Source organism: Nocardia sp. CA-145437 (assembly GCF_050956485.1).
Classification (GTDB): Bacteria; Actinomycetota; Actinomycetes; order Mycobacteriales; family Mycobacteriaceae; genus Nocardia.
Genome location: NZ_CP191204.1, coordinates 5,199,241 through 5,218,632, shown reverse-complemented (window position 1 = coordinate 5,218,632; position 19,392 = coordinate 5,199,241). Strand labels below are relative to the sequence as shown.

The window sequence follows — 19,392 nt, the reverse complement described above, 5'->3', positions numbered from 1 at the left end:
TGCCTGCGCGCCGCCCAGCTGGCTACCTACAGCCGAAGGGTCGTGACTGGCGCGAATCTTCCCTCCTCTGGCAGGCTGAGAGAGCTTGCGTTTAGGCGCTGAATGATCTGGAGGGCGGGGCGAGTGGCTGACGGACGGGTTGATCCGAGGATCGCGCAGCTCGCGGTGGCGTCGTCGAACTTTGGCTTTCTGCTTGATCACCTGGATCTCCTGGTGCTGTACGGAGCCGGTGCAGAGAATGTCATCTTCACTGATCCCAACATCGCCCTGGTCAAATCTCGGCAGTTCGGTGAGGCCCTCGCAGGGGACCTCATCCGACGCTTCAAGCTGAGACCCTCCGGTGACCGGCAAGTAGATCGGCTTCATGCTCTCGACCGGGCGGGCGTACTCCACGGTGGCGTACGGCCAGCCTTCGACCGCATCAGGAGTCTCGGCAACCAGGCTGTTCACTCCGGATACGCTGAACAGCGAGCTGCGTTCGATGCTGTCAGAACGTGCTTTCAGCTTGGAGTCTGGTTCGACCGACTGCTGACAGGAACACGCGAGCCCCGGGCTTGGGTACCCCCCAGACCGCCGGTCCAGGCGCAACCGGTTTCTGTAGCTGAACGTGAAGCGCTCACTCAGCTCAACGAGGACTACAAGCAAGTCTGCGATCAGCTTGCTCAAACAAAGCTGAACTACCAGACCGCGGTCAGCGAAGCGGGGGCGCTGGAGCAAGCTCGCCACGCGATGGAAGCAGACCTGGCGGCTGCACAGGCAGAGCATGAGCGCCTGGCCGGGTTGCTGTCGGCGCTTGGCGACGCCGCAGCGCAACCGGTCGAGCAGGCACTTGGTTCGCGGGCTACTGCAATACCGGACGCCCTGCAACGAGATGTCTGGCTGGGGCGTGCCCAGGAGGCAGCTCGCGAACCGCTGACCGAAGCCGAAGTCCGTGTCGAGCTGGATCGGATGCTCACCGAAGCTGGTTGGTCAGTCCAGGACAATAAAGCCGCGACGCTGAACCTCTATGCTAAGCAGGGTGTCGCAGTGCGTGAAATGACGGTAGCCAAGGGACGTGCGGACTACCTGCTATACATCGATCGGCAGCTCGTTGGAGTAATCGAGGCTAAGAGGGAGGGCGTCGACCTCAGCGCCGCCGAAGATCAGGCCGACGATTACGTCACCAACCTCAAATCTTCGCAGAAGATGGCCGCGTGGCGACGCGACGAACTGCCCTTCCGGTACGTGAGCGATGGGGGTCGCACCCGATTCCGCAACACCTTGGACCCGGACTCTCGGTCGCGGAATGTCTTTTCCTTCCATCGGCCGGAGACTCTCGCCTTGTGGATGCGCGAGGCCGAGGAGGATCCGCAGGCACCGTCGTTGCGTGCCAAGATGCGGTTCAGAATGCCGAACCTCGACATCGAGACACTGAGGCCGGCTCAGGTGGAGGCTGTTACGGGGCTTGAGCGTTCACATGCGATGGGCAAGAGGCGTGCCCTGATCCAGATGGCTACTGGAGCGGGCAAGACGTACACCGCGGTCACGTTCTCGTACCGGTTGGCCGAATTCGCCAAGGCGCGCAAGATTCTCTTTTTGGTTGATCGGAACAACCTCGGGGCTCAGGCAAAAGGCGAGTTCGATAACTACCTGATCCCTTGTACTAACAACGCGTTCCCCGAGGTGTACAACGTCCAGCGGTTGGTGACTGGCGAGGAGATGCACGACTCGACCAAGGTCGTTGTTTCCACCATCCAGCGATTGTGGATGGCTCTCACGAACCAGTCACTGCCATCATTGGATGATGAGGCGGAATCTCCGGAGGATGATTACCAGCCTGACCGCCAGATCGAGGTGCGCTATAACCCGGAGATTCCCCCGGAGACGTTCGATCTGATTATCGTCGATGAATGTCACCGCTCCATCTATGGAAAGTGGCGCCAGGTCATCGAATACTTCGATGCCCACCTCGTGGGTCTCACCGCGACGCCCGTCGCGCAGACCTTCGGGTTCTTCGAGGGCAACCTCGTATCTGAGTACACCTACGATCAGGCTGTAGCGGACGGGGTGAACGTCCCGTTTGAGGTATATCGCATCCGTACCGAGGTCACCGAGCAGGGAGCGACGATCCCATCGGGCATTGTGGTCCCCAAGGTTGAGCGGCGTACTCGCAAGCAGAAGTACGAAGAACTGGAAGACGACTTCACATACCGGGCGTCTCAGGTCGGTTCATCGGTCATCACCAAGGACCAGATCCGCAAGGTCATAAGGACCTTCCGAGACAAGCTGTACACGGAGATCTTTCCGGAGCGTCAGAAGATTCCTGAGTCTGAGCGTATGGTGCCCAAGACCCTGATCTTTGCGCAAAACGACCAGCATGCCGATGACATCGTTGAGATTGTGCGCACCGAGTTCGGCCGTGGCAACGACTTCTGTAAGAAGATCACCCATAAGGCGCTCAAAGCACACGATCTGATCAATGCTTTCCGCACCGACGCCAACCCGCGGATCGCGGTCACGGTAGACATGATCGCCACAGGCACCGACGTCAAGCCGCTGGAGTGCCTGATTTTCCTCCGCGACGTGCGGTCTTGGGCCTACTTCGAGCAGATGAAGGGCCGCGGTGCCCGCACGCTCAAGCGCGCTGAACTCCAGCAGGTTTCTCCGGATGTCGAGTCGAAGACTCATTTCATGATCGTCGATGCGATCGGGGTGACCGAGCACAAGCAGCTCGACGTCGCGCCCATGGACAAGGACGCGACCCGTCAGCAGTCCCTTGAGAAGTTGCTGCGCAAGGTTGGCAATGCCACAGTCTCGCCGGACGAGGTCTCCACGCTGGCTGCGCGTCTGGCGAAGCTGAATCAGCAGATCGCAGACGACGACAGGGCTGAGCTTGAGAAGCTCGCCGGGCAGCCACTGACTGCGATTACCCGACGCATGGTGGACGCCGTCAGTGTCGACGCCCAGGAAGCTGCGAAACAGCGCGGCGGCGAGAAAGCAGTATGGGACTTGGCTCGCGAATCCATTGCCCCTTTGGCAGCGAACCCCGAGCTGCGCAGCCGCATCCTTGAGATCCGTCGCGCTGCGGACATCGTGTATGACGAAGTCACGATGGACACTATTCTTCACGCAGGTGCTGTCATCATGACCAAGGACGATGCGGAGGAGAAGGTCAACTCCTTCCGCGACTACATGAAAAAACACCAGGACGAAATCCTTGCCTTCCATCTGGCCTACAAGGACCCCGGGGTCCAGCCGCGGGAAGTCTTCGCGCAGCTCAAGGAACTCGGTCGCCGCCTGGAGCGCCCGCCGCAGCAGTGGACACCTGATATCCTCTGGCAGGCGTACGAAGCCATGGAGATCACGGCCTCGACGCCCGGGACGCGTCATGGGGTCACTGATCTGATCTCGATCATTCGGTACGAGCTCGGTGAAGACAGCGAGCTGCATCCCTTCAGTGAGATCATCCGGGAGCGCTTCGCCAGCTGGGTGTCCCGGCAGGAGCAGGCCGGCGCTGAGTTCAACCCTGAACAGCGTTGGTGGCTAGAGCAAATCGCCGAGTCAATCGCACGTAACGCCCGCTTCGATGAAGCTAGCCTTGACGCCACACCCTTCACCCAACGAGGCGGGACTGGCGGCTACCTCCGCGACTTCGGGGAAGAAGCCGCTGTCCAATACTTGAACGAGTTGAACCGGGAGCTATCTGCGTGACGGACGGACTGCCAGCTGGTTGGACAGTAGCAACGCTTGGGGATCTTTGCGAGGTCAACCCGCGCAATTACTCGGTACCCGCGGACGATGATGAGCTGGTATCTAAGGTGCCGATGGCCGCCGTGGAGGCGGAAACCGGTCGTATGGACCCATCGGAGACAATTCGCTATCGCGATCGAAAGTCGCTGACTCCGTTTGAAGATAATGACGTTCTGTTTGCAAAGGTGACTCCTTGTATGGAGAACGGCAAGATCGCCCTTGCCGATGGTCTCCATAACGGCAAAGGAGTGGGAAGTACGGAGCTGTACGTATTGCGGAGCCTTGGGGCCATTGAGCCAAAATACCTCATGTACTACCTTCTCCAACCCGGAGTGAGGAAACGAGCGGCGGAGTCTATGACCGGCGCTGTCGGGCTTCGGCGGGTTCCAAAGAACTACCTTGCAAACCTGAAAATTCCTGTTCCTTCTCTTGCTGAGCAGCGTCGAATAGTTTCAACACTCGACGCTTTCCTAGACCGTGTCGATGCTGCAATGTCTTCCATTGATGATGTGAAGCGCAAGATCAAGCAATGCGTTGACAGTACAGTCGACAGAAATTTCAACGAATTAACTGAGAAGAAGAGAATCGGCGACCTGTTTAAGGTGGCGGTTGGTACAACTCCAAGCCGATCGCGCTCGGATCTTTGGGAAGGCGACATCCCCTGGGTATCCAGTGGGGAGGTGTCCTTCGGTCGAATATCGGACACCAGGGAGAAAATTTCGGAGGAGGGTCTAGGTCGTCGTGAGACTCGGCTCCATCCTCCGGGGACGGTTCTCCTAGCTATGATCGGAGAGGGAAAGACGCGTGGCCAAGTGGCAATCCTTGACATCCACGCTGCACACAATCAGAATTGCGCCTCTATCCGTGTGTCGGAATCGGGGTACTTGTCAGAGTTTGTCTACTGGTACCTCTTTTCTAGGTATGAACACAATCGACGTGCAGCGTCGGGTGGGAATCAGCCTGCGCTGAACAAGGCGAAAGTGGAAGATATCCTAATCCCCGTCGCGCAGGTCGAGCTTCAGCGCCAGATAGTCAGTCAGATAGAAGGGGTGGTGGATCGACTCTCTCGAATTCAAAGTTCGGTGAATGATATTGAGAAGAAGGCAGAAGCTCTTCGAATTTCCATTCTGGCCGCCGCGTTCAAGGGGGAATTGGCGGTCCGGGATCGACGTGAAGGGCTGGTGGAAATAGCCCTCGCAGAAATTCGGGGCGAGGTCATGGATGGAAGAAGGGGAATGGTGCTTTCCGGTCGGGATCGCGAATTTGTTCCAGCGGGTCAGAGCCCTGCGTTATTGGCTATCCAGGAAGAGCTGCCATTGTGATGATTCCTAGCGTCGATGTCAGGGCTGAAGACGAAACCAGGGTTCTTGTAAACCGGCTGTGGTCGTACTGTGAACTCCTGCGACACTCTGGCGTTTCCACTCTAGATTATGTCGAGCAGCTCACCTACCTGCTCTTCTTGAAGATGGTCCAAGAACGCAAGGATTGGCCATTCAACAAATTGGAGATCGAAGATAACGGCTTCGATTGGAATAGTCTGGTTCATAAGAGTGGCCACGATCTCGCAGATCGCTATGTGGAGATCCTGACGGGGCTCGGCGGGATGCCGGGAATGATTGGCGCAATTTTCAAAGGCGCGCAGTCAAAGATACAGGAGCCGGCGGTTCTGGAAAGGCTCGTCAAGGATCTGATTAACAAGCACCAGTGGAACATGACTGGTGTCGATGTGAAGGGCGATGCCTACGAGGGGTTGCTCCAGCGAGGTGCGGAGGATCGTAAGACGGGAGCTGGCCAGTACTTCACGCCACGTCCGGTCATTGACGCGATTGTTGAGTGCATACAACCGGAGCCGTCTGACACCATCGTGGATCCGGCCTGCGGGACTGGTGGGTTTCTGATCGCGGCGGCGACGTACATAAATCGACACTACGGAAACTCGATGACCGACGAAGAGCAGCGTCGGTTGAGGAATCAGGGTGTTACTGGTGTTGAGTTGGTGGCAGAGACTGCGCGGTTGGCGCTCATGAATATGCTGCTCCATGATCTCGGTTTACCCAATGGTAATCCGGTGATCGAGGTGAGGGACTCGCTCGCAAAGAGCCCTGCTCGACATGCTTCTGTTGTGTTAGCAAATCCCCCGTTCGGTGTGGGAACTATCAGCGGCGCAAACTACAGCGAGACCCGCCAAGACCTGTGGACCAGCACCACAAATAAGCAACTGAACTTCCTGCAGCACATCTTCACACTACTTGATACCGACGGAAGAGCCGCCGTCGTGTTGCCAGACAACGTGCTGACCGAACAAGGCGCGGGAGTAGCGATCCGGGAGAAACTTCTCCGCACGTGCGACGTTCACACGCTTCTCCGCCTGCCGACCGGGATCTTCTACGCCAACGGCGTCAAGGCCAACGTTCTGTTCTTTGACAAGCGCAAGCCCAAGCCCGATGCGACTCCCGCAACGAAGAAGCTCTGGGTGTACGACTTCCGAACTAACCAACATTTCACGATGAAGCAGAATCCGCTGCGTCGTGAATATCTCGATGAGTTCGTGGCCTGCTACCGGCCCGGCAGGCCGTGGTCGGAGCGTGTCGAGTCGGAGCGCTTCAAGTCGTACACCTATGACGAAATTATTGCTCGCGGAAAAATCAATCTCGACCTGAAATTTCTCAAGGACGAGTCTCTGAGTGACGCGGATTCGCTGCCATCTCCGGAGGTTCTAGTCCAGGAGATCATCGATGACCTCCAGGCGGCGTTGGCCGAGTTCCAGTCCGTCGGCGAAGAGTTGGGCTTGAGTCCTGACGAGCTGGAAGTTGATGCTGCGGAGTTGTCGTATTCGCAGGTTACGACCGAGGAGTCGTCCAGACTCGCCGTCGAATAGCGCTGAGAGCGCATTTTAGCCATGCTGCCATCGCACCCGAGCGATGGCAGCATGGCACCGGCGTGGCTTCGCGGTCGAATCTGTAAAGTTGGCAACGGATTTGGCAACCGGACACAGCGGATCCAACCAGACGGCTGGGACGACGTGGACAGCACGGACAGATGACACACCCGATGACCAGCTCAAACGGGATTCTGTGGGGCCTTGGGCCCGTGTGGGACCAACCCCGCCCCTGTCAAGCACCAGGTACCGACAGCGGTTTGTGATTCTCAACGGCAGGACGGTATCGGGCCATTTCTGTACCAGCCGCAGAGGGGCCGTCCGGTCCCGAATTCGCACAGCGGACAGCCTGAACATCCTGGCCGCGTTCCTGCTGTGTACACCGGCCGTGGCGCGACGAACTGCGGTGGAACGGCGCACCTCTGCCGCCATGGCCGAATTCGCTAATGTCGGGGTGACGGAAGGCATCTCGATCGCCGATCGTGGCGAACGGTCATGGATCGCACGCGACGAAATCATTGGTCCGGGCCGGAAATTTGGCATCAAATTTGGCATCACGACGGGATGTGACCATTCGATACAGGTGGGACCACGCGGACTCTGCGGACTGCTGGGATCCCGATGACCAGCACCTAACGGGATGCGACGGCACATGATGACACGTCTAGGACCGTTTCCGGTTGGCTCATAACCCAGCGATTGCGGCTTAATCTTGTTTTCGCTGCTGACAAGGCGGCGCGCATCTGACGCCCCAAACCTGCTCAACGTTGCCATATTTGCGATAGAGATGCCGTTCGGTGATGATCAATGACCATCGAAATTGGTTCAGCCACGGCGGCTTTCAGGTCCTCGCGAGCTACCACAGTTGTGACGAGGCAGGCTGCTGACCCTGGTCGACGTTGCCGACGGGTCGACCATTGCGGGCAGCGAATGGAGGCGATAACAGCGTATGGCGGACGCTGCGAGGGTCGGCATGCATGCTGCTTCTGTCAACCGAATCTGCGTCCTTTAGCAGCCAGGATCGCCCGGCCGCGACCTGTGATCCGCCAGCGTCCTCGCGGGCGGCTGGCGATGATCAGGCCGCGGGATTCGAGCTGGGCGAGAGCATTTCGAGTGCGCCAGCTGGTCAGGGTTGATATCTGTTGGATCTGTACTGCGGTGAGAGCGTTGTCGGGGTGGAGTGCGGCCAGGACGGCCACTTCGGCGGGGTTCATGGGTTGGTCGCCCTTCGGTAGTGGGAGCGGTGCCTTCCGGTGGGATGTCCGGCTGGATCGGGGACATCGACGTATCCGCCGCCGATGAGCGGAAGCCGAAGGGTGTTGGGGGTTCCCGAGTGGCTGTCCGAGTAGAAGCCCCAGCAGGACCAGAGGATGACGGCGATGCAGAGGGCAGTGATCGACAGCAGAGCCCATGCGTCCCAAGGCATTATGGCCTCCTCGCGTGAATCGAAATATTTGGGAGAGTTCGCCCGTCGCGGGCCGATTGGGTTCTTGGGTGAACGATTCCCAGTAGACGCGGAGCCTGGCGATGCTGGAAGATTTCAGTGCCGTGGTTTCCCGGACTGTTCTCAAACTTCCAGAACTCAGGAAGATGCCATTCCAAAACGATGCTGAGCAGATAGTGAGGCTAACGGAATGACCGGTTCGACCGTTCCCCGCCGGATGTTGGGTCGCCAGTTGCGCAGCATGCGGGAGAAGGCGGGAGTGAGTATGACGCAGGCGTGCAAGGCTATTGAGGTTTCGCCGCAGACCATGTGGAGGATGGAGGGCGGGCAGTCGGTCAAGCTGAAGGTGGTTTACATCGAGGCGTTGTGCCGGCTGTATGAGGCATCGGACGACGATGCGGCGGCTCTGTTGGGGCTGGTCGAAGAAGCTCAGCGCACCGGTTGGTGGCATTCGTACGGTGATTGTGTACCAGTGCATTTCGACCTGTACCTCGGGCTAGAAGAGGCTGCGCGGAGGCTGACCACCTGGCAGCTCACGCTGTTGCCCGGGCTTCTTCAGACACCTGAGTACCGGCGGGCCATGATCTGGACGGTGTTTCCTGGGATGCCCACTGCGGCGGTCGAACAGCGGGTGGCGATGACCGTGAAGCGGCAGGAGCGGTTGCGCGAGGCCGACTTTGTCACAACCGCGCTGCTGTCTGAGGCTGTGCTGCACCATCACGTTGGCGGTCAGGCGGTAATGGCTGACCAGCTACGTCATCTCGTGACGCTCGGTGCTTCATCGAATGTCTCGATCCGCGTTGTGCCGCAGCGGGTTGGTTCGCACCTCGGATTGCAGACTGGACCGTTCGTCTTGCTGGAGTTCCCCACGCGAACATCGCCTGAACTGCGTACCAAGTGGGTTGAGCCGCCAGTCGTGTACGTCGAGGGCTATACCGGCGCTCTCTACCTGGAGAAGGGCAGCGAAATCGACAGCTATCGGAGCGCCCTTGTGGAAATCAAACGGCATGCGTTGGATGAACAGGACACACGGGACATGCTGGTGCAGGCAGCGAAGGAGTACGACGGATGATTGCTCGATCCGATGTGGTCTGGTTCAAGAGCAGCAGATCAGCGCAACAGGATGCATGCGTAGAAGCCGCGCACCTCGGGGGAGGCGGTGTGGGCGTACGGGACTCGAAGTTGGGCGAGTCGAGCCCAGTGTTGGTTTTCGATGGGCCGACCTGGGATTGCTTCACCCGCGCGGTGAAAGCGGGCAGGTTCGATCGGCCCTAGGCGCCGGCTCGTAGAGCTGAGTCGACGAAGACTGGGTCGAAGTTGCGCTCTCGGCCCCAAACCTGTTGAGCCAAGCAAAGTTTGACGATCAGGTTCGTAATCAAGGCGGCTTCTTGGTCCGGGGATCGGCTGCCGTCTGCCAGGACTTTGGAGTAACGGACTGCGTCGACGATGACGGACTTGATCCGCTCGTGGTTCAGGTAGGTCTGGAGGTCTGACTCCCAGCCGGGGGTTGATGCCGCGGGCTCAGCGGCTGCCCACTGTTCCAGGAAGGACACCTGCTCATCCGGCTGGTAGCCCATCTTGTGGAGGTGGGAAGCCACGTCGTAGAGCGGGTCGCCGTACAGGGCCAGTTCCCAGTCGAGGAAGACGACTTCTCGACCGTCGCGGATGATCATGTTCTTGTGGTGGACGTCGGCGTGCAGCAGTCGGAATGGTCGGGATTCGAGTGTGCGCCAGCCTGTCTCGATGGTGGCGAAAGGGTCGGGCGGGATTTCGAGGGCTTGGTAGAGCCTGGCGTAGCGGTCGCGGTTGTCGCGGAATACTCCGTGGGTCACATCGGAGAGTCGGCTCGCGAAGGTGAGGGGATCGTCCGACAGGTCTGATTGGTGTGAGTGCGGCAGAAGTGCGCGCGGGATCAGGCGGAGATCGCCGAAGAGCCGGGCGACTTCTCGGGGGACGAAGGACGGTACGGCTTGGCCGCGCGGTGCGATGTCGTCGAGTAGCTCGCCCTCGATGTGGTCTTGGATCTGGTAGGTCGGATCCGTGCACTCCCAGCGGACTCGGGGCGCCGCGGTCACGAAGGGTTCGATGGCGCGCAGGATTTCGACCTCGGGCCACACGTGCAGGTCCATCATGTCCGCGCCGGCGACCGGGATTCGGACGTTGACCGGGCCGGAAGGGGAATCGATTCGTACGTTGTGGTTGTAATACCCGGCCGCGGCGTCGGTTCGGGTGATGGCTTCGCGGTAGTAGGCGGCGGGATCCAGGCCGAGGACCTTTGCGAAGATGACCTGGGCAGCGTGGTCGAGGTCCTGGTCGGGCGTCGGGGGTTGGATTCGGGTGACTGCTCGCGCCGCGGCCAGGGACACTGCGGGATCGGACCATCCGAACAAGGCGAGCACGGCTCGGGCGAGCAGGACGAGTGCCGGGTAGACGTTGGCCGCCTCGAGTTCGGAGACTGCCCAGCGAGCCCCGGTGACAGCCGCCGCACGGTCGCCGCGGCGGGCGTGCAAGCCGGCGCGGAACAATTCGGCTCGGGCCCGGCCGGAGCGGTATCCCGCGCGGTCGAGTGTTTCGCAGGCGTCGGCGAACGCGCGGTCGGCGGCTTCGAGATCGGCGAGTGCCAGGTAGGCGATCCCGAGAGCAGTGTGTACCTTTCCGAGTTCGTGGAGGGCGCCGAGGTCGCGTTGGATTGCTATGGCGTCGGCCGCGGCGGCGATGCCGGCGGCGGGGTCCGTCAGGGCCAGCAGTTCGGCGCGGTTGGTTGCGATGTTCGCCTGTCCGACAATGCTTTCCGCTGCCTCGTAGTGGGTATCGGCGTCAGCCAGGTAACGCGCTGCCGCATCGGTGTCGAAGGACATTCGGTAGGTGAGGTGCCGTAATCGGGCTATGTCGCCGAGGAATTCGTGGTCGTCGGCATCGGCGAGTTCATCGAGCTGGTCGCAGAGTTCGAGGGCCTGAACGAATCGGCCTTGGCGCATGTGCAGGTCGGCGGCCCACAATCCGGCATCCAGCCGCACTTGACCGGATCCTGCCGACCACAGCGTTGTGTAGATGTCCAGCGCGTCGTCGGTGCGGCCGAGGATGCGGCGGGCATTGGCCGCGGCCAGCGTCAAACGCTCGGCGACCGGTCCGGTGGACTCTGTGGCGATCGCGGCGGTCAGTTCGTCGGCTCGATTGGCATCCCCGAGAAGGATCGCGCCCTCGGCGGCCAAACATTGTGTCAGTTCACGAAATTCGGTGGTGTCGGATCGGTTGCCGTCAGCGAGATACTCGTTCAGATCGACGAGGACGGCGTCGATCCCTTGTTTGCCGCCCGCGGCCGCGATGCGGTCCACGTAGTCGAGCAGCGCGACGGCGGTCAACGTTCCGGCGCGCACCCCGTGGTAACAGGCTTCGCGCAGCGCGGCGACCCGGTCCGATCCGGATTCTGCTCGGTCCCGCCAGAGGCTGTGCAGCACATTATGAAGCGTAGCGGCCACCTCGTCGTCCAGGTGTCGGCGCAACGCGGTGACCATCAGCTGATGCAGCTGGAACCGGTGGGCAGCTTGATCCTGGTCAGCGGCGTGAACGAACGAATAGCTGATCAATGACTTCCAGGCCGAGATGTGCGCAGGGAGCCCGAAAGCTGTTGTGATGGCTGTGAATATCCCGTTGTCGAAGACGCGGGGGAGGCCCAGCAACTCCAGCGTCCTGAACTCGTCTGGTGCAACATGCTGGAGAAATCGCTCCAGGATCGCCTCGGGTGAGACCGGATCAGGTGAGGTACCGGCATAAGCTCGGGCGTCGATAGCGAGGTGCAAGTAGAACGGGACGCCGGCACTGGCTGCGGCAATCGCTTCGCGCTCGGCCGGATCGAGCACGCCCGACGCATCGAGCAGGCGGTGCCGGTCGGCCATCGACAGGTCATCGACGGCCACCGTGTCGATCCGGTCGTTCCATTCGCGATCATGCCGCTGCCAGCCGAGGGGTTCCCGGCTGGCGATTACCACCAGCCCCTTGTCCAGCTGAGATACGACGTCACGAAGCCAGGCATCAGATACAGCGGCCCGCCCGACTCGGTCGATGCCGCCGACGAGCGCCTCGTACGCATCGAAGAACGCGACATACGGCAGCTCGTCTGCGGTGCTCTCGGCGAGATCAGCTGCAAACAGGTACGAAACCGCATCTTCGAGTTGACTCAGCGTGAGCTTGTCAAGCTCCTGGAGAACCTAATCATGTCGAATGCGATAGGACCGCTTGGCCTTTCGTGTCCCCAGCTCGACCAGGCGAGCCGCGGTGCCGAACACTGGAATCCCCGTGGCGTCGTTCAGGATTTCGGTGAGCACCTCGCTGTTCTCCGCGAACGTCATCGACTCGAAGCTCACGCGCAGATGTGGGTGCAGCCGCTGCCACAGCACCGTGTAGGCGATGTCGAAGCGGTGGAACTTGATTTTCCGAGAACCGAATTGGGATCGCAGCACGGCCAGTGCCTCGATCGATTGCCGGTGGCTGGGCACCTGGAAATCGACCATGGCGGTGGGGTGCTTGTCGGCGGCCCGCGAGCGCAACTCAGCCAGTAGACGCGACTTACCGATTCCGCCGACGCCGGTGAGCAACAGGACTTTCGGAGTCTCGGACGCGTCAGCCAGCAGTCGGTCGAAACGGGCGAGCGCCGCCTGCCGGTTCACGAACGGCCGGCCGATCGCTCCCGGTTGATAACGTGCGATCAGTGCCATAGAGCCTCCCCTTGCCGTGGGCACTCACAAGTGTCGCCCATGATCAAGTAGGAGGGCGGAGTTTCGGTAGGGCCCGGCTCGGGTTCATCCTGCGTCGCGCGGCACCGACCGCAGCGCGAGTGAAACATCATCCGGCAGAGGGGAATCCATGGCTCCGTCCGCGAAGTGCTGGTGGGCAGTCGTGTGAAGGTGGCGGTGATCCTCCGGCTTCTGGCAGGACGACCAGCTGTGTGCAAACACGTATCGCGATCAAGGGTTCGGTCCAGCTCACGGACGATCAGAATCTCCTCACCACTCGCGGGCAGACGCCCGACAAGATTGCGAAGCGATAACGGGGCCGATCACCCCTTCTCTCGGCCATTTGGGTCTTGCTGCTGAGACCTTCGAAGGTGATCGTGGATTGATGGCAAAAGTTTCGATTCTGACCGCACCGGAACGACGACGGCTGGCCCAGAACACGCTGGACTCGCTGACGGACCGGGCGGGGCATACGTTGACGCAGGTGCGGTGCGGTTGTGGTCATCGTGTGGCGGCGGTGTTCGATACACCGGCCGGCGCGGTGTATCAGTCGGCGACCGGGCCGCGCGCGCATGGGTCGCGTGATTTCGTCGATGCTGCGCACAGCGCTAACGGGCATGGCACCCGGTATACGGATCTGCTTGCCGGTGATGGCTTTGTCGATGACGCGTTGCCCGCTGCCTGCGAGTGTGGGCCGCACACACTGTCGCGGTTCCGGCTCCAGGAAGCTGTCGCGAACCATGAGCATAAGATTCAGCTGCCCTGATCGGCCATCACAACGCCTGGTCGTCCAGCAAAACGGCTGCCGTCCACAGCGCTCCTCCCCGCGGCCCTCCGGTCCGAGCTTGGAACCGGCAGTCGCTTCGGTATGACATGCGCTTGTGCCACTCAGTTCGAGCTCAGGGCGGAGTTGAGTGTGTAGGTGCCGACGAGGTCGGCCTGCCCCAGGACGTGGCCGGTCATCGCTTGGCGTAGCTGTTTCCCGGTCACCGCCTGTCGCAGCGGCAGCCGTTCGACATCCAGGGCGCTGACGGTGAACACGTAGTGATGGAGGCGCTGGTCGTTCCAGGGCGGGCAGGGGCCGTCATAGCCGTAATGATCGTTTCCCGCACTGCTGAAGTCGTTGAGGCCGTACCGCGCGTTATGGGGTGCGGTCGGATTGTGTGTGGTCTGGAGGCTGCCTGCGGCGATCTGCCGCACGTCGGCTGGGATATCGAACAACGCCAAATGGTAGAAGTCGTTGCGCGGCAATTCCTCCGGCACCGTTCGCCCCTCGACGTTCACGTCCGAGCCGGTGCTGGGCACGTCGGGGTCGCAGCACACGACCGCGAAGGATTGTGTTCCCGCGGGCACCTCATCCCACGCCAGATGCGGGTTGCGATTGGCGCCCGCCCGGACATGGTGCACGGCATCCGGTACGCCGTAGGCGAACGTGCCCGGAATGCGCGCATCAGCGTCGAATGAATCACTTCGGACCTTCATAACGATGCCTTCCGCTCATGCGGCCCGATAAGCCGCCGCTATTCGGGCGAATCGATTCGTGCGATAGATAGATTCTGCGCTTTCGCCCGGACCCTGCCCAGAAGCGAAGGTCTTCGGAGCGGTATCCCCGCCGCTACAATGGCCATTACATCCGTCGTCACGGACAGGTAGACAGCTCTTGGGCAGGCCGTGTTCTAGGGGCGAATCGATGACGCAGACGAGTAGTCCATCGCAACAGAGTCCGGTCACCGTGCTGCTTGGCGGTGATGTGATGCTCGGTCGTGGCGTCGATCAGATCCTGCCGCATCCGGGTGATCCGCTCTTGCACGAATCGTGGGTCGAGGACGCCTGTCGCTACGTCGAGTTGGCCGAGAAGGCGAACGGGCCGATACCGTACCCGGTCGACTTCGACTGGCCGTGGGGCGACGTCGGGCCGATGCTCGACCAACTGGCGCCCGACGTCCGGCTGATAAACCTCGAAACCTCGATCACCAGCGACGGCGTATTCGCGCCCGCCAAGGGCATCCATTATCGGATGAACCCCGCCAATATCGCGACGCTGAAAGCGTTTCGGCCCGACACGTGCGCGTTGGCCAACAATCACATCCTCGACTTCGGAAACCGTGGTCTGCTCGACACGCTCGACGCGCTCGACGCGGCGGGCATCCGCGCGGCCGGGGCGGGAGCGAGCATCGACGCGGCATGCCGCCCGCAGGTAGTGGAGCCGGCCGGGCGGCGGGTGGTTATCGTCTCGGTCGCCAGCACCAGCAGCGGCGTCCCGCGGGCGTGGGCCGCGCGGCACGATCGGCCGGGAGTGTGGCTGTTCGGTGATCCGGCGGGCCGTGATGTCGCCGACCATGTCGCGGCGCAAGCGGTCGCGTACAAGCGTCCCGGCGATATTCTGATCGTGTCGATGCATTGGGGCCCGAACTGGGGCTACGGGATCGGGCGGAGCGAAATCCAGTTCGCCCACCGGCTCATCGACGCCGGCGTCGACATCGTGCATGGGCATTCATCCCACCATCCTCGCCCTGTCGAGATCTACCATGGCCAACCGATCTTCTATGGCTGTGGTGATGTCATCGACGACTACGAAGGCATCTCCGGATATGGGTCCTACCGTCCCGAACTGCGGCTGCTCTTCCTGGTTTCGGTCGAGCCCGGCGGGCAGCCGACCGGAATTCGGATGTTGCCCATGCGGATTCGCCGCATGCAGCTCGAACCTGCATCCCGGGCCGATGCCGATTGGCTGGTCAAAACGCTCACTCGCATCAGCCGCCGGTTCCACACCCATATCGACCGCGGAGCTGATGACCTGCTCGAGATCCGCCTGGCCACCAAATAGCCACCCGCTATTGCCGTGGCGATCGGGATAGAGCACTGTGAAAGACGCCGGTGGCGCTAACAGCGGGCACTGGTAGCGAAGCACTACAACGGGCCAGCCAGGATCGTTGCGTCGGTGGCGGGTGCCGTTCCGGAACCTCGAGGACTACACCGGTGCCGACGAGGACATGATCAAGATCGGCACCGTGTACCGCGCCAAGGGGCTCGACTTCCGTGCAGTCTTGCATCCCTTCTTCGCGAAGGCTCTTCCCGCGGAACTGCTCACTGACGCGGCTCGTGACCGTGCCGAGTTTGGTGATCAACCAGCGATTCGTCGCCATCACCAGGGCGCGCGAGTACGTCTGGTTGGGGACTGTCGAGAGATGAGGTGGTGGCGGATCCACGCGGCTCTGCTATCGGGCTGTGGCGGCTGCTTCAGGCACGTGGGATTTGAAGAGCTGATGATTGTATTGTCAAGGCATACAACTTAATTCAGCTATCCGACTTCTACGGTCGGGGCGCGGCCGCAAGGCTGCGCCGAATTTCGCTATCGGTGATCGATGGTGCGGCGGCTGACAGCGATCCGATCGAGGGTTCGGTCCGCCTTCGAACCTTGGCGGCGGCGCGAGGTCCAGACGCGCTCTTCGGTCCGGTGCGGTGGCCAGTCCATACGGTCTCCTTGGCAAAAGTCGACCTACTGAGGTGCCTGATGTTCTTCGGACAGTGTCCCAATCTAGGATTGGGTGACTGAACGGAGTGGCTTGTGGCGCAGAGGAAATCGCGGAAGTTCAGCCCGGAGTTCCGGGAGTCGGCTGCTCGGGAGGTGCTGGACAAGGGGCGGTCGTTCGGCGATGTGGCGCGTGATTGCGGGGTGACCGAGCAGACGATCCGGAATTGGGTTCACGCCTTCCGGGTCGAGAGCGGTGAGACCGGGTCGGATTTGTCGACCGATGAGCGGTCGCGGTTGCGGGTGTTGGAGGAGGAGAACCGGAAACTGCGGGAGGAGAACGAGTTTCTGGGAAAATCAGTGGCCTTCTTCGCGAAGAAGTACCTGTAGCGGCGAAATATGCGTTCGTCGCTTCCGAAGAAGGCCATCACGCGATCGCTGACATGTGCCGGTGGGCCGGGGTGTCGCGGTCGGGCTATTACGCCTGGCGTCACCGGGCGCCCTCGGCCACCGACCGCCACCGGGAGAGGTTGAAGGTCGAGGTCCGGTCGTGTTTCACCCATTCCGACGGCACCTACGGGTATCGACGTGTCCACGCCGCGCTGGCCCGCCGGAAGGTATCGGCAGACCCGGATACGATCCGGAAAATCATGCGTGAACTGGGGTTGGTTGCCTGTCAGCCGCGCCCGTTCCGGCCCCCACCACCGTTTGCCGCCGACCAGCTCGGCCACCCGGATCTGGTTCGCCGTGATTTCACCGCCACCGCGCCGGCCCGCAAACTGGTCGGCGACATCACCTACATCCGCACCCGCCAGGGCTGGCTTTATCTGGCCACCGTCCTGGATTGCTATTCCAGGAAAGTAGTCGGCTACGCCATGGCCGACCACATGCAGACCGAACTCGTTGTCGAAGCCCTGAACATGGCGGCACGAAATCTCCCGATCCGAGCCGGGGACACCATCTTCCACAGCGACCGCGGCACCCAATACCTGTCCACCGAATTCCGTCGAGCCGTTCGGAAACTCGGCCTCCGACATTCCGTGGGACGCACCGGAACCTGTTTCGACAATGCCTGGGCCGAGTCGTTCAACGCCACCCTGAAAAACGAACGCGTCCACCGCACCCACTATCGGACCCGCGAACACGCCCGCCGTGACATCACCGCCTATATCGAGTTACGGTACAACCAGATTCGACTCCACTCCGCGATTGACTACCGCACGCCGAACGAAGTAGAGTCCGCCTGGTTCGCACGGAACAAAACAGCCTGAGAAATCAAACCCTCACTGTCCGAGAACATTCCAGCCCTTCACTACTCTGCCATTACCATACTTTATTTGTATAAAAGTTTGCCAACGTCTTCGATTACTGCACTTTTGTTCCAAAAGTGCAGCAGCTGGCGTCGGATCCCGTCACAAGCATGAGTGACTATCGGGTCGACCTCCCCGGCTGGCAGCTGGGGACCGCACCCGGTTGTCGACGAGCTTGTTGCCGCGCCGCCCGGCATCCCCGGTCTGCGCACCCTGACCAGCTACGATCCTGGCTCAATCGAGCATTGTTGACCCCGGACAGGAATGTATTCGATGAGCGCACCGCGAAGTTCGCTCGCCGCTGCGGTATTCGCCGCGGTGTTAGCCGGGTCGATCCACGTCGGGTCGGCGCCTCTTGTGCAGGCCGCACCCACGTGCGATCGGGTCCCGACGGGGGTCGAGGCATCCGACTACACACTGGATTTCACGATGCCGCCGCACCTGATGCCGGATGCGATGTTCGACGGCCGTCCTGCCACGATCCGAGTGCATCGCGTGACGCCGGCCTATGCGCACGGCAGGTGCCCAGGTGTGCAGACTACGGCGATGGTGCTCGTGCACGGTCGCTCGATCCCCGGGTCGTCCACCTTCGACCTGCGTCATCCGACCTCGCAAGACCCCGGTGGTGGGGCGTTCAGCCTTCAGGAAGCCCTCGCTCGGTCCGGGATCGACACCTTCGCGCCCGACCTGCTCGGCTACGGCAAATCGACCCGATTCCCCGATGGCCTCGACGATCCTGCCAACGCCAGTCTTCCGGCGTACGGTGCCGACAACAGCTGTGCGACACCGGAAGTCGGGTGCGACCGGACCCGGAATGCGGCCATCTTCCCGCTCAACCAGCAGGCCCGCTATCTCGGCGACGGCAAGAATCCGCCGATCGATGGGCTCGGCGTGAATCCGCTGCACGGCGAAATGCGCAAGCACACCAGCGGCCATTACTTCGCCACCACCGACGTCTGGGCGCGCGACATCCTGCAGGTAATCGACGACGCCATCGCCAAGGCTCGGCCGCGGGCGGACAAAGTCGCCGTGCTGGGCTACTCGCTCGGTGGGGCGCGCGTGGCCCGTGCGTTGTACCGGCTCGGGGAACACGCCAACCGCAAGGTCAGTCGAATCCTGTTGGTGGCATCGGTTTTCAACCGCCTGCCCGGTGTGCCCGGCGACGTCAACCTCCCCACCGAGGAAGCCGACCTGCCCGAGTTGGAGCGGTCCACGTCGTTCCCGCTCGCGATCGGTCGCACGGGCGGCTGGGACGGCGTGCCGCCGGATCGTGAATCCGTCTGCACCGGCCGCGTGCCGGTCGGCGGACCACAGGATCTGCAACGGCAGGTGCTCGACCTCGATCCGCTCGGCAAGACCTGGGGCGGTAGCGATCCTGCCCATCCGAGCGGGGTGTACCGGCTGCCGACGTTCACCAACTACGGCTGGAATCCCACCGTCGCGGCCACCTTCACGGTGCCGACGCTGATCCTGCAAGGCTCGGACGACCTGACCAACCCACCGGCCAACGCCGACAACATCTTCGACTCGCTCACCGGCGTCGCGAACAAAGTGATGGTGAAGATCGAATGCGGCGGACATTTCATGCACAGCGAGGGTTGTGCCGACGCCCGCTGCGACGACCACAATGATGCGACCATCCCGTATGGGCAAACCGCGCAGACTTGGCTCGGCCCTCACAGCACCGTCGCGGCAGCACTGACCGAATGGGTCGAACACGGCACCTTCGATGGCAAGGAATGCGGCCGATTCGCCGTCAACGCAAGCGGAATCGCTGCCCAAGGGACCACGACAGGCTGTCCGGCGTGACGGCTTCGCGCTAGCGG

Annotated in this window: 12 protein-coding genes; 9 read left to right on the top strand and 3 right to left on the bottom strand. The window is 61.6% G+C overall.

What is annotated here, in order from left to right:
• Positions 1-123 precede the first annotated feature (123 nt).
• From ACQPYY_RS24345 to ACQPYY_RS24325, 5 genes are all read left to right on the top strand, one after another.
• Complete coding sequence (locus ACQPYY_RS24345; protein WP_433591121.1) at positions 124-3,690, top strand: DEAD/DEAH box helicase family protein; 3,567 nt, start codon at positions 124-126, stop codon at positions 3,688-3,690.
• A complete protein-coding gene (locus ACQPYY_RS24340; RefSeq protein ID WP_433591120.1) occupies positions 3,687-5,051 on the top strand; it encodes a restriction endonuclease subunit S in 1,365 nt (454 codons plus the stop codon). Before ACQPYY_RS24345 ends, ACQPYY_RS24340 begins: the two co-directional genes overlap by 4 nt.
• Positions 5,051-6,607 carry an N-6 DNA methylase gene (locus ACQPYY_RS24335; RefSeq protein ID WP_433591119.1) on the top strand — a complete coding sequence of 519 codons (1,557 nt, stop codon included), beginning with the start codon at positions 5,051-5,053 and terminating at the stop codon, positions 6,605-6,607. Before ACQPYY_RS24340 ends, ACQPYY_RS24335 begins: the two co-directional genes overlap by 1 nt.
• A 1,634-nt stretch (positions 6,608-8,241) precedes the next feature.
• Positions 8,242-9,123, top strand: coding sequence for a helix-turn-helix domain-containing protein (locus ACQPYY_RS24330; protein ID WP_433591118.1), 882 nt, complete (start codon positions 8,242-8,244; stop codon positions 9,121-9,123).
• Positions 9,120-9,326 (top strand): DUF397 domain-containing protein, encoded by a 207-nt coding sequence (locus tag ACQPYY_RS24325; RefSeq protein WP_433591117.1) that lies wholly within the window; start codon positions 9,120-9,122, stop codon positions 9,324-9,326. The genes ACQPYY_RS24330 and ACQPYY_RS24325 overlap by 4 nt, the downstream gene beginning before the upstream one ends.
• Here ACQPYY_RS24325 and ACQPYY_RS24320 read toward each other — a convergent pair.
• A complete protein-coding gene (locus ACQPYY_RS24320; RefSeq protein WP_433591116.1) occupies positions 9,323-12,040 on the bottom strand; it encodes a phosphotransferase in 2,718 nt (905 codons plus the stop codon). The genes ACQPYY_RS24325 and ACQPYY_RS24320 overlap by 4 nt on opposite strands.
• A gap of 219 nt (positions 12,041-12,259) precedes the next feature.
• Positions 12,260-12,766, bottom strand: coding sequence for an AAA family ATPase (locus ACQPYY_RS24315; RefSeq protein ID WP_433591115.1), 507 nt, complete (start codon positions 12,764-12,766; stop codon positions 12,260-12,262).
• A gap of 403 nt (positions 12,767-13,169) precedes the next feature.
• Here ACQPYY_RS24315 and ACQPYY_RS24310 point away from each other — a divergent pair, with 403 nt between their 5' ends.
• Complete coding sequence (locus tag ACQPYY_RS24310) at positions 13,170-13,550, top strand: hypothetical protein (RefSeq protein WP_433591114.1); 381 nt, start codon at positions 13,170-13,172, stop codon at positions 13,548-13,550.
• 122 nt (positions 13,551-13,672) lie between these two features.
• On the opposite strand, the gene ACQPYY_RS24305 is transcribed toward ACQPYY_RS24310, so the two are convergent.
• Positions 13,673-14,266, bottom strand: a complete 594-nt coding sequence (locus tag ACQPYY_RS24305) for a YbhB/YbcL family Raf kinase inhibitor-like protein (protein ID WP_433591113.1) — start codon at positions 14,264-14,266, stop codon at positions 13,673-13,675.
• Positions 14,267-14,474: 208 nt separating this feature from the next.
• Between ACQPYY_RS24305 and ACQPYY_RS24300 the strand changes: the two genes are divergently transcribed.
• The 3 genes from ACQPYY_RS24300 (at position 14,475) to ACQPYY_RS24290 (ending at position 19,375) form a co-directional block, all read left to right on the top strand.
• Positions 14,475-15,611 carry a CapA family protein gene (locus tag ACQPYY_RS24300; RefSeq protein WP_433591112.1) on the top strand — a complete coding sequence of 379 codons (1,137 nt, stop codon included), beginning with the start codon at positions 14,475-14,477 and terminating at the stop codon, positions 15,609-15,611.
• 741 nt (positions 15,612-16,352) lie between these two features.
• Positions 16,353-17,527, top strand: a protein-coding gene (locus tag ACQPYY_RS24295) for an IS3 family transposase (RefSeq protein ID WP_433590723.1) whose coding sequence is annotated in 2 segments (ribosomal slippage) — positions 16,353-16,617 and positions 16,617-17,527 — 1,176 coding nt in all. Because the reading frame shifts where the segments join, the coding sequence is not laid out codon by codon here.
• A gap of 312 nt (positions 17,528-17,839) precedes the next feature.
• Positions 17,840-19,375 carry an alpha/beta fold hydrolase gene (locus tag ACQPYY_RS24290; protein ID WP_433591111.1) on the top strand — a complete coding sequence of 512 codons (1,536 nt, stop codon included), beginning with the start codon at positions 17,840-17,842 and terminating at the stop codon, positions 19,373-19,375.
• Positions 19,376-19,392 lie beyond the last annotated feature (17 nt).